Here is a 12,395-nt window from a genome sequence, read left to right on the forward strand (position 1 = left end):
GACGCCCTGCGCTCCCAAGCCACCCGCCTGCTGGACGCCGTACGGACGACGCACGACGTCGACCGCGTCGCGGTCGGCGCCGCCCTGGCCACGACCCGTACCGCATTCGAGAGCCGGGCCGTCGTCTGGGGCCAGGAGCGAACGGAACTCCTCGACGCCCTAGCCGCGTTGGCAGGCGGCGAACCCAACCCCCGTGCCGTCACCGGAACCGTGGGAGAAGGTCGCACCGCGTTCCTGTTCTCGGGTCAGGGTGCGCAGCGGTTGGGGATGGGCCGTGAACTGTACGAGGCTTTCCCGGTGTTCGCGGACGCCTTCGACGCGGTGTGCGCGTACGTGGGCGGCGAGTTGCGTGATGTGGTGTTCGGGGATGATGCGGAGCGGCTGGGTCGTACGGAGTGGACGCAGCCCGCGTTGTTCGCGGTCGAGGTGGCGTTGTTCCGTCTGGTGGAGTCGTTCGGGATGCGTCCTGACGTCCTGATCGGGCATTCGATCGGTGAGGTCGCTGCTGCGCATGTGGCGGGTGTGTTGTCGCTGGAGGACGCCTGTGCTCTGGTCGTGGCCCGTGGCCGGTTGATGCAGGGGCTGCCGGCCGGTGGTGTGATGGTGGCGGTGGAGGCCACCGAGGAGGAAGTGGCCCCGCTGGTCGAAGGCCGTGCGGGCGAGGTGTCGATCGCGGCGGTCAACGGCCCCCGCGCGATCGTGATCGCGGGTGTGGAGTCGGCGGTCTTCGACGTCGCGGAGGAGCTGAAGGCACAGGGCGGGCGCACGTCGCGGCTGCGGGTCTCGCACGCCTTCCACTCCCCGCTGATGGAGCCGATGCTCGACGCTTTCCGCCGTGTCGCGGAGGGCATCAGTTACGGTGCACCGTCGATCCCGGTCGTCTCGAACGTGACGGGACAGCTTGCTGCGGATGGGGAGTTGGCGTCGGCCGAGTACTGGGTGCGGCACGTCCGTGAGGCCGTTCGCTTCGCCGATGGCGTGGCTGCGCTCGTCGCCGAGGGTGTGACGCGTTTCCTGGAGATCGGACCTGACGGCACCCTCACCGCCCTCGCCCGCACCGTGCTCGGTGAGGTCGACCGTGTGGTCTGCGTACCCGCGCAGCGCAAGGACCGGTCCGAGGCCGATGCGCTGTACGCCGCGGTCGGCGCGTTGTACGCCGCCGGGCTTCCGGTCGGCTGGGCCGAGGTGTTCGCCGGGGTGCGGCCCGCGCCGCTGCCGACGTACGCCTTCCAACGCACCTGGTACTGGCCCGAGGTGCGGCGTGGCACCGGCGGCGCGGTGGCCGTGGCGTCCGCCGGGGAGGCCGCGTTCTGGGGAGCCGTCGAGCACGGTGAAGCCGACGAACTCGCCGGTGTCCTCGGCCTCGACGCCGGTGAACTGGACCGTGGTGAACTGAGCCGTGTCGTGACGGCGTTGTCGGTGTGGCGGCGCGGTGAGGTCGAGCGGACCACCGCGGACGCGTGGCGCTACCGCGTCCGTTGGGAGCGTCTGGAGCCGGGCGTGGAGCGGCCGGTCACCGGGCGGTGGCTGCTGCTGCAGGCCGGTGACGACGAAGTCCTGGCCGGCATCGAGGAGTTCGTGCCGGGGGTCGAGCGTGTCGTGTGCGACGTCACCGGCACCGGGCGGGCGGCCCTGGCAGACGTGCTGGGCGCGGCAGTGGCAGACGGCGTGCCGGTCGCAGGTGTGCTGTCGTGTCTGCCGGGTGTGGACCGTGCCCTCGCGCTGGTGCAGGGGTACGGCGATGCCGGGCTCACCGCGCCGCTGTGGATCGTCACCAGCGGGGCGGTGGCCGTGGGAGCCGGTACCGAGGCCGCGGTCGAGCCGGGCCCGGCCTCCGTATGGGGGCTCGGTCGTGTCGCCGCGCTCGAACATCCCGATGTCTGGGGTGGTCTGCTCGACCTGCCCGCGCGGCCGGACCGTCGTGCGCTCGCCCGGGTCGCCGGGGTGCTGGTGGCCGGTGTCGAGGACCAGGTCGCCGTACGAGGCACCGACGCCTACGCCCGTCGGCTCGTGTCCGCGCCCGCCCCCGCCGCCGCGCAGGAGTGGACCTCGCCGGAGCGTGTCCTGATCACCGGTGGTACCGGAGCCCTCGGTGCACGTGTCGCACGGTGGGTGGTCGAGCACGGGGCGCGCGAGCTGGTGCTGACCGGCCGGCGCGGGCCCCAGGCGCCCGGCGCCGACGAACTGCGCGCGGAACTCGTCCGACTCGGAGCAGAGGTTTCCGTCGTGGCCTGCGACATGGGCGAGCGCAGCGCGGTCGAGCGGCTGCTCGCCGAGCACCCCGTGGACGCGGTGCTGCACTGCGCAGGCGTGCTGGACGACGACGTGATCGCCGACTACTCGCCCGACCGGCTCGCCGCCGTCCTGCGGGCCAAGGCCGAGGCCGCCGACCACCTCGACGAACTGACCCGCGACAGCGGGCTGTCGGCCTTCGTGACGTTCTCCTCCATCGCCGGTGTCTGGGGCAGCGGCGGACAGGCCGCGTACGCCGCCGCGAACGCTCATCTCGACGCTCTGGTGGAACGTCGTCGCGCCCGCGGCCTGGCCGGCACCTCCGTGGCCTGGGGCCCCTGGGGTGACACCGGTATGGCCGCCGGCGAGGGGGCCAGGGAACTGCTGGTCCGTCGGGGGCTGAGGCCGCTGGACCCCGCCGCCGCGCTGACGGCCCTCGAACGCGCCCTGACCGCCCGGGACACGGCCGTGGTCGTGGCCGACGTCGACTGGGACCGGTTCGTGGCGGCCTTCACCACCGGCCGGCCCAGCCCCCTGCTCGCGGCGCTGAGCGACGCCGCCGTGGCCCCGGCCGCTGACGGCTCCGCCACGGAGGCGGGCGGCGTGCTGCGGGCCCGGCTCGCGCCGCTCGGCGCGCAGGAGCGCGACGCGGCCCTGCTCGACCTGGTGTGCCGCCGTGCCGCCGGGGTGCTCGGCCACGCCGACCCCGCCGCGGTGACCGTCGGACGCGCCTTCCGCGAGATGGGGTTCGACTCCCTCACCGCGGTCGAACTGCGCAACGACCTCACCGCCGAGACCGGTATCCCGCTGCCCTCCACGCTCGTGTTCGACCACCCCACCCCGCTCGCCGTCGCCGAGCACCTTCGGGACACGCTGTTCGAGACCGCGGCGGAGCGGCACGAGGTGGCGGTGCGGGCCACCGACACCGACCCCGTGGTCATCGTCGGCATGGGCTGCCGGCTGCCCGGTGGTGTCGACGGCCCCGACGAGCTCTGGGAGTTGCTGGCCGCGGGCGGTGACGCCGTCGGCGGGTTCCCCGAGGACCGCGGCTGGGACCTGACCTCCTTGCTGGAGGTCAGCGACACCCGCTCGGGCGGCTTCCTGGCCCGGGCCGCAGACTTCGACGCCGCGTTCTTCGGCATCAGCCCCCGCGAGGCGCAGGCGCTGGACCCGCAGCAGCGGCTGATGCTGGAGACGTCCTGGGAGGCACTGGAGTTCGCCGGGATCGACCCCACCGCCCTGAAGGGCTCGCGCACCGGAGTCTTCGTCGGAGCCGGCAGCTCCGGCTACGCCACCGGTCTGAGCGAGGTCCCCGAGGGACTCGGCGGACATCTGCTGACCGGACAGGCGGGCAGCGTCGTCTCCGGCCGTATCTCCTACTCCCTCGGCCTGGAGGGCCCGGCCGTCACCGTCGACACCGCCTGCTCCTCCTCGCTGGTCGCCCTGCACCTGGCCGCTCAGTCGCTGCGCTCCGGGGAGAGCGATCTGGCGCTGGCCGGCGGTGTGACCGTCATGGCCGACCCGGGTGCCTTCGTCGAGTTCAGCCTCCAGGGCGGACTGGCCCCGGACGGCCTGTGCAAGGCGTTCTCCGAGGACGCCGACGGCACCGGCTGGGCCGAGGGCGTCGGCGTGCTGGTGGTGGAGCGGCTGTCCGACGCCCGGCGCAACGGGCATCGCGTGCTGGCCGTCGTGGCGGGTACCGCCGTCAACCAGGACGGCGCGTCCAACGGTCTGACCGCGCCCAACGGGCCGTCGCAGCAGCGGGTCATCCGCCAGGCGCTGGCCTCCGCCGGGCTCGCCCCGGCCGACGTGGACGTCGTCGAGGCGCACGGCACCGGTACCACCCTGGGCGACCCCATCGAGGCGCAGGCGGTGCTGGCGACGTACGGTCAGGGCCGTGCCGAGGACCGGCCGCTGTGGCTCGGCTCCGTGAAGTCCAACCTGGGGCACACCCAGGCCGCGGCCGGCGCCGTCGGCATCATCAAGATGGTCCTCGCCCTGCGCAACGGCATGCTGCCGGCCACCCTGCACGCCGGCCGGCCGTCCTCCCGCGTCGACTGGGCGGCCGGGCAGGTCCGTCTGCTGGACGAGGCCGTCGCCTGGCCGGCCGGTGGGCACACCCGTCGTGCCGGTGTCTCCGCGTTCGGTGTCTCCGGCACCAACGCACACGTCATCCTCGCCGAACCCGCCACCGCCGACGGCGAGTCGAGCGCGCCCGCCGGTGACGGTCCGGACCGTGAGCGGGCCGCCCTGTCGTGGCTGCTGGCCGCACGCGGCGCACCGGCCCTGCGCGACCAGGCGGCCCGGCTCCTCGCCCACCTCGAACAGCGTCCGGAGCTGGACGTCGCCGACGTCGCGCACGCCCTCGCCGTCACCCGCGCGCCGCTCGAACACCGTGCGGCCGTGACCGGCACCGGCCGTGCCGCGCTGCTGGCCGGACTCGGTGCGCTGGCCGCGGGCGAGCCGAGCCCCGCCGTGCTCACCGGGGACACCCTGAGTGGCGGCGGCACCGCGTTCCTGTTCGCCGGACAGGGCACCCAGCGCCCCGGCATGGGCCGCGCGCTGTACGACGCGTTCCCCGCGTACGCCGATGCCTTCGACGCCGTCTGCGGGCACTTCGACGGACTGCTGTCGCGCTCCCTCGCCGAGGTCGTGCACGAGGGCGACGCGGACACACTGAACCGCACCGAGTACGCGCAGCCCGCGCTGTTCGCCGTAGAGGTGGCCCTCTTCCGGCTCCTGGAGACGTTCGGAACCCGGCCCACGCACCTCATCGGTCACTCCGTGGGAGAGATCGCCGCCGCGCACGTCGCCGGGGTGTTCACCCTGCCCGACGCCTGCCGCCTGGTCGCCGCCCGTGGCAGGCTGATGCAGCAACTGCCCGAAGGCGGGGCGATGTTCGCCCTGCAGGCGGCCGAGGACGAGGTGCTGCCGCTGCTCGCCGGACGGGAGGACACCCTCGGGGTGGCGGCCGTCAACGGGCCCCGGTCCGTGGTCGTCTCCGGTGACGAGGATGATGCTCTCGCCGTCGCCGCCCACTTCACCGGACTGGGCCGCAAGACCACCCGGCTGCGGGTCAGCCACGCCTTCCACTCGCCGCGCATGGAGCCGATGCTCGACGACTTCCGCGCCGTGGCGGCCTCCGTCGCCTACGCGGAGCCGCGCGTCCCGGTCGTCTCCGACCTCACCGGCCGGGTCGCCGGGCCCGGTGAACTGACGGACGCCGAGTACTGGGTGCGGCACGTACGGCACGCCGTCCGGTTCGCCGACGGCGTCGCGGCCCTGGAGGAGCAGGGCGTCGCCCGCCTCGTCGAACTCGGCCCCGACACCACCCTGACCGCCCTGGCGCAGGGCTCCTGGCAGGGCGCCGCGCCGCTCGCCGTGCCCACGCTGCGCGACGACCGGGACGAGACGGAGACGCTGCTGGCCGCGGTCGGCGCGCTGCACGCCCACGGCGCCCGCGTCGACCGCCGCGCCCTGCTCGCCGCCACCGCACCCGGCGCCCGCCCGGTCCAACTGCCCACCTACGCCTTCCAGCACCGGCCCTACTGGATCGAGACGGGTACCGCGGCGGGCGACCCGGCCGCCGCCGGACTCGTACCGGCCGACCACCCGCTGCTCGGCGCGGTCGTCCCGTCCGCCGTGGACGACTCCGTACTGCTCACCGGCCGCCTGGGCACCCGCACCGCGAGCTGGCTCGCCGCGCACCGCATCGGCGGCTCGGCCGTCGTCCCGAGCACCGCCTTCGTCGAACTCGCGCTCGCCGCCGGCACCCACGTCGGCCGTCCGCAGGTCCGTGAACTCGTCCTGGAACGCCCGCTGGCGCTGCCGGAGCACGACGGCGTCGCCCTGCAGATCCGGGTGGAGGCGCCCGACGCCCGCGGAGACCGCGCCTTCGCCGTGCACGCACGGCTCGCCACCGACACCGCCGCCGCCTGGACCCGGCACGCCGCCGGCGTCCTCACCGCCGAGACCGGACCGGCCCCCGACCACGACCTCGCGGCCTGGCCGCCGCCCGGAGCCGAGGAACTCGACACCGAGGGCCTGTACGCACGGCTGCGGGAGGCCGGCCTCGACTACGGGCCCGTCTTCCAGGGCCTTGCGGCCGCCTGGCGGGACGACACCGCCGTGTACGCCGAGGTCGCCCTGCCCGAGTCCGCCACGGCCGACGCCGGCCGCCACGATCTGCACCCGGCCCTGCTGGACGCCGCACTGCACCCGCTGGGCCTGGGCGCGTTCGACGGCCTGGGCGAAGGGCGCGTGCTGTTCTCGGCGGGCCCGGTCCGGCTGTTCGCCACCGGCGCCACCACCCTGCGCGTCCGCCTGGTGCGCAGCGGAGCCGACACGCTGTCCCTCACCGCCGCCGACGCGGTCGGCGACCCCGTCCTGACCATCGGGTCCCTGCTGCTGCGGCCCGTGACAGGGACGGCCACGGTCCCCGCGGACGCGGCCCGCGCCGCCCGGCACGAGACCGCGCCCGCCGCCGAACCCGTCCGCCGCCGGGCCGCCGCCCGCACCCAGCCGCCCGGCAGCCTCCTGGAACGGCTGGCCGGCCGGCCAGCCGCGGAACGCGAGCGCACGCTGCTGGCCACCGTCCGGGACCGGGTCGCCGCCGTGCTCGGCCACAGCGGCCCCGACGAGGTCGAACCGGCCCGGCCCTTCACCGATCTCGGCCTCACCTCCCTGACCGCGGTCGAACTGCGCAACGGGCTCAGCGCCGCCCTCGGCATCACCCTGCCCGCCACCCTCGTCTTCGACCACCCGACTCCGGCCGTGCTCGCCCGCCACCTCGCCGACGACCTGTTCGGCACCGCCGCCACCGGCGCGCCCGCCGCCGTCCGCCGCTCCCTCGACGACGACCCGATCGCGGTCGTCGGCATGGCCTGCCGCTACCCCGGCGGCATCGCCGGGCCCGAGGACCTGTGGGACCTGGTGCGGGCCGGAGCGGACGGCATCTCGCCGCTGCCCACCGACCGCAACTGGAACCCGGAGCGGCTCTACCACCCCGACCCGGACCACCCCGGCACGGTCTACACCCGCGAGGGCGGCTTCCTGCACGACGCCAGCCGCTTCGACCCGGCGTTCTTCGCGATCAGCCCGCGCGAGGCCCTCGCCATGGACCCCCAGCAGCGCCTGCTCCTCGAAGTGTCCTGGGAGGCCCTGGAACGGGCCGGCGTCGACCCCGCCGCCGCCCGCGGCTCCGCCACCGGCGTCTTCGCCGGCGTCACCTACCAGGACTACGTCACGATCCTCGCGGCCTCCGACGACAACTTCGAGGGCTACGTCGGCACCGGCAACTCGCCCAGCGTGCTGTCCGGCCGTATCTCCTACGCGCTCGGCCTGGAGGGACCGGCCGTCTCCATCGACACCGCCTGCTCCTCGTCCCTCGTCGCCCTGCACCTGGCCGCGCAGTCGCTGCGCCAGGGGGAGTGCGAACTCGCCCTGGCCGGCGGCGTCACGGTGATGTCGACACCCGGCTCGCTCATCGAGTTCAGCCGCCAGCGCGCACTCGCGGAGGACGGCCGCTGCAAGCCCTTCTCCGCGGACGCCGACGGCGCCAGCTGGGCCGAGGGCGTCGGCGTGATCGTCCTGGAACGCCTCTCCGACGCGCGCCGCAACGGCCACCAGGTCCTCGCCGTCGTCCGCGGCTCGGCCCTCAACCAGGACGGCGCCTCCAACGGCCTGACCGCCCCCAACGGGCCCTCGCAGCAGCGCGTCATCCGCCAGGCGCTGGCCTCCGCCGGACTGTCCCCGCAGGACGTGGACGCCGTCGAGGCACACGGCACCGGCACCACCCTCGGCGACCCCATCGAGGCCCAGGCGCTCATCGCCGCCTATGGTCAGGACCGCGACGAGGAACGGCCGCTGTGGCTCGGCTCGTTGAAGTCCAACATCGGGCACAGCCAGGCCGCCGCAGGCGTCGGCGGCATCATCAAGATGGTGATGGCGCTGCGCGAAGGACTGCTGCCCCGCACCCTGTACGCCGAGAACCCCACCCCGCACGTCGACTGGAGCGCCGGACAGGTCCGGCTGCTGAGCGAGGAGCAGCCCTGGCCGGACACCGGCCGCGCCCGCCGCGCCGGCGTGTCCTCCTTCGGCATGAGCGGCACCAACGCCCACGTCATCGTCGAACAGGCCCCCGAGCCCCCGGTTCCGGTCACCACGACGCGTACCGAACTGCCCGCCGTTCCCGTCCTGTTGTCCGCCCGCACGCCCGCCGCGCTGCGCGCCCAGGCGGTCCGGCTCCGCGCCCATCTGCGCGCCCGGCCCGGCACCGCGCTCGCCGACCTCGGCTACACCCTCGCCGTCGGACGGTCCGCCTTCACCCACCGCGCCGCCGTCCTCGCCGACGACGCGGACCGGCTCGACGAGACGCTCGCCGTGCTCGCCGCCGACGGACCCCTCACCGCACCCGCACTGGTCGCCGCCGCCGTCCCCGCGGGCGCCGAACCCGTCCTGGTCTTCCCGGGACAGGGCGCCCAGTGGGCCGGCATGGCCCGCGAACTCCTCGACGAGTCACCGGTGTTCGCCGACTGGATCGACCGCTGCGAGCAGGCACTCGCCCCGCACGTCGACTGGTCGCTGACGCAGGTGCTGCGCGACGACGAGCACGCCGCCGACCTCGGCCGAGTCGACGTCGTCCAGCCGGCCCTGTGGGCCGTCATGGTTGCCACCGCCGCCCTGTGGCGGGCCCACGGCGTCCGGCCGGCCGCCGTCGTCGGCCACTCCCAGGGCGAGATCGCGGCCGCCTGCGTCGCCGGAGCCCTCAGCCTTGAGGACGGCGCCCGCGTCGTCGCCCTGCGCAGCCGGGCCATCACCCGCATCGCCGGTACCGGCGGCATGATGTCCGTGCCGCTGTCCGCCGACGACACCCGTGCCCGCATGGCACCGTGGGCGGACCGGCTCGCCGTCGCGGCCGTCAACGGACCCACGTCCGTCGTCGTCTCCGGCGAGGCCGGAGCACTGGACGAACTGCACACCGCCCTCACCGGCGACGGCGTCCGCGCCCGCAAGGTCAACGTCGACTACGGCTCGCACTCCGCACAGGTCGAGGCGATCCGCGACACCGTCCTCGCCGCCCTGGACGGCATCACCCCACGCGAGGCGGACATCCCCTTCCGGTCCTCCCTCACCGGCGACTGGCTCGACACCCCCGGACTCGGCGCCGACTACTGGTACACCAACCTGCGCGAGACCGTCCGCTTCGAGGACGCCGTACGCGGCCTGATCGCCGCGGGACACCGCACCTTCATCGAGGTCGGCCCGCATCCCGTACTCGCCGTCGGGCTGCGCGACACCCTCGACGCGGTCGGTGTGGACGGCGCCGTCCTCGGCTCCCTGCGCCGTGACCAGGGCGACCTGAGGCAGTTCCTCGGCGCGCTCGCCGAGGCCCATGTGCACGGCGTCGACGTCGACTTCGAGACCGTCTTCGACGGCACCGGCGCCACCCGCACCGACCTGCCCACCTACCCGTTCGAGCACCAGCGGTACTGGCCGAGCATGCGCGAGGCGGCCGCCGCCGGCCTCGCCGCCGACGGCGGGCTCACGGCCGACTCCGTCGAGGCCCGCTTCTGGCAGACCGTCGAGCAGGAGGACCTGGAGAGCCTGACCGACGCCCTCGACCTGCCCGCCGACGCCCCGCTCAGCCGTGTGCTGCCCGCGCTGGCCGGCTGGCGGCACGCCCGCCGCGAGCGAACCACCACCGATGCATGGCGCTACGGCGTCGCCTTCACGCCGCTCAACCCCGGCCCGGCCACCCTCACCGGAACCTGGCTGCTGCTCGCCCCCGCCGACGCCGCCGGACACACCGCCGTCGCCGACGCGGTCGCCGACGCGCTCACCGCGGGCGGTGCCCGCACGGTCCGCCGGATCACCCTGCCCGACGGCGCCGCCGACCGCACCGCACTCGCCGGCCTCCTCGACCCCGACGGGGACCCGGGACGCGTCGACGGCGTGCTCTCCCTGCTCGCCCTCGACACCCGCGACCACCCCGCCCACCCGGCCGTCCCGGTCGGACTCGCCGCGACCCTCGCCCTCGTACAGGCACTCGGCGACCAGGGCGTCGAGGCACCCCTGTGGTGCGCGACGCGCGGCGCCGTCGCCGTCGGCGGGGCCGACCCCGCGCCGGACGCCGCCCAGGCCCTCGTCTGGGGCCTCGGCCGGGTCGCCGCCATGGAGCACGCCGAGCGCTGGGGCGGCCTGATCGACCTGCCCGCCGACCTCGATGCCCGCTGCGCCACCCGCCTCGCCGCCGTCCTCGCCGACCCCGGCCAGGAGGACCAGATCGCGTTGCGCGCCACGGGCGCCCACGGCCGCAGGCTGGTCCACGCCCCGGGCGCGGACACCCCCGCCGAGGCCTGGCAGCCCCGCGGCACCGTCCTGGTCACCGGCGGCACCGGCGCCCTCGGCGGGCACGTCGCCCGCTGGCTCGCCGACCGCGGTGCCACCCGCCTGGTACTGGCCGGCCGCCGCGGCGCCGACGCGCCGGGCGCCACCGACCTGCGGGACGAACTCACCGCCCGCGGAGTCGACGTCACGCTCGCCGCCTGCGACGTGTCCGACCGCCCCGCGCTCACCGCCCTGCTCGCCGGGATCCCCGCGGACCAGCCCCTGGACGCCGTGTTCCACGCCGCCGGCGCCCTCGACGACGGCGTGATCGACTCCCTCGACGCCGACCGCATGGACCCCGTCCTGCGCGGCAAGGCCACCGCCGCCCGGGCCCTGCACGACCTCACCCGCGACCTCGACCTCTCCGCCTTCGTCCTGTTCTCCTCCACGGCGGGCGTCCTGGGCGGCGCCGGACTCGGCAACTACGCCCCCGGCAACGCCTATCTCGACGCCCTCGCCGCCGAGCGGCGCGCGGCCGGGCTCCCCGCCACCGCGATCTCCTGGGGCCTGTGGGCCGACGGCGGCATGGTCGGCGACGCGGCGGGCGACCGCATGCGCCGCTACGGCGTCCACCCCATGGACACCGCCGCCGCCTGCGCCGCCCTCGGCCGGGCCCTCGACCTCGGCGACACCCACGTCGTCGTCACCGACCTGCGCTGGGACACCTACGCGCTGTCCTTCACGGCCCCCCGGCCCAGCCACCTGCTGGACGAACTGCCCGCCGCTCGCGAGGCGTTGGACACCGCCCGGCAGGACGCGACGACGGCGACCGCCGACATGTCCTCGCTCCACACCCACCTGGCCGCGCTGCCCGACTACGAACGGGCCGACGCCGTGCTGGAGATCGTGCGCGGACACGTCGCGAGCGTCCTCGGACACCCCTCGGGCGACGCCGTCGCGCCGGAACTGCCCTTCACCGACCTGGGCATCGACTCGCTCAGCGCCGTCGAGCTGCGCAACGGCATGAACCGCATCACCGGCCTGCGCCTGCCCAGCACCCTCGTCTTCGACCACCCCAACTGCCGGGCCCTCGCCCACTTCCTGCTCGCCCAGGTCGCCGACGACGCCGCGTCCGCGGCGTCCGCCGCCTCCGCCGTACCGGGCGAGGCGCCGCGCCGCGCCGCCGACGACGACCCGATCGCCGTGGTCGCCATGGGCTGCCGGTTCCCCGGCGACATCAACACCCCCGAACAGCTGTGGCGGATGCTCCTGGACGGCGAGGAGGGCCTCGTGCCCTTCCCCGAGGACCGCGGCTGGGACCTCGACGCCCTGCACCACGCCGAGCCCGGGAAGACCGGCACGGTATCCACGCAGACCGGCGGATTCCTCAGCGACGCGGGCGGGTTCGACCCGGCGTTCTTCAACATCTCGCCCCGCGAAGCCGTCGCGATGGACCCGCAGCAGCGGCTCCTGCTGGAGATGGCCTGGGAGACGTTCGAGCGGGCGGGGATCGACCCGCGCTCGCTGCGCGGCAGCCGCACCGGCGTGTTCGCCGGCACCAACGGCCAGGACTACACCGGCATGCTCGCCGCCTCCGGCGAGGACTTCGAGGGCTACATGCTGACCGGCAACGCCGCCAGCGTCGTCTCCGGCCGCCTGTCCTACACCTTCGGCCTGGAGGGCCCGGCCGTCACCGTCGACACCGCCTGCTCCGCGTCCCTCGTCGCCCTGCACCTCGCCGTGCAGTCCCTGCGCAACGGCGAATGCGACATGGCCCTCACCGGCGGCGTCACCGTCATGGCCTCGCCCGGTCTGTTCGTGGACTTCAGTCGTCA

Annotated in this window: 1 protein-coding gene; it reads left to right on the top strand. The window is 75.2% G+C overall.

Annotated features, from left to right (window positions below):
- A partial coding sequence (locus BIV25_RS52140; protein ID WP_218158519.1) for a type I polyketide synthase occupies positions 1 to 12,395 on the top strand: 12,395 nt, incomplete at both ends.

It is taken from the genome of Streptomyces sp. MUSC 14 (genome assembly GCF_001866675.1).
In the GTDB taxonomy this organism is placed as follows: Bacteria; Actinomycetota; Actinomycetes; order Streptomycetales; family Streptomycetaceae; genus Streptomyces.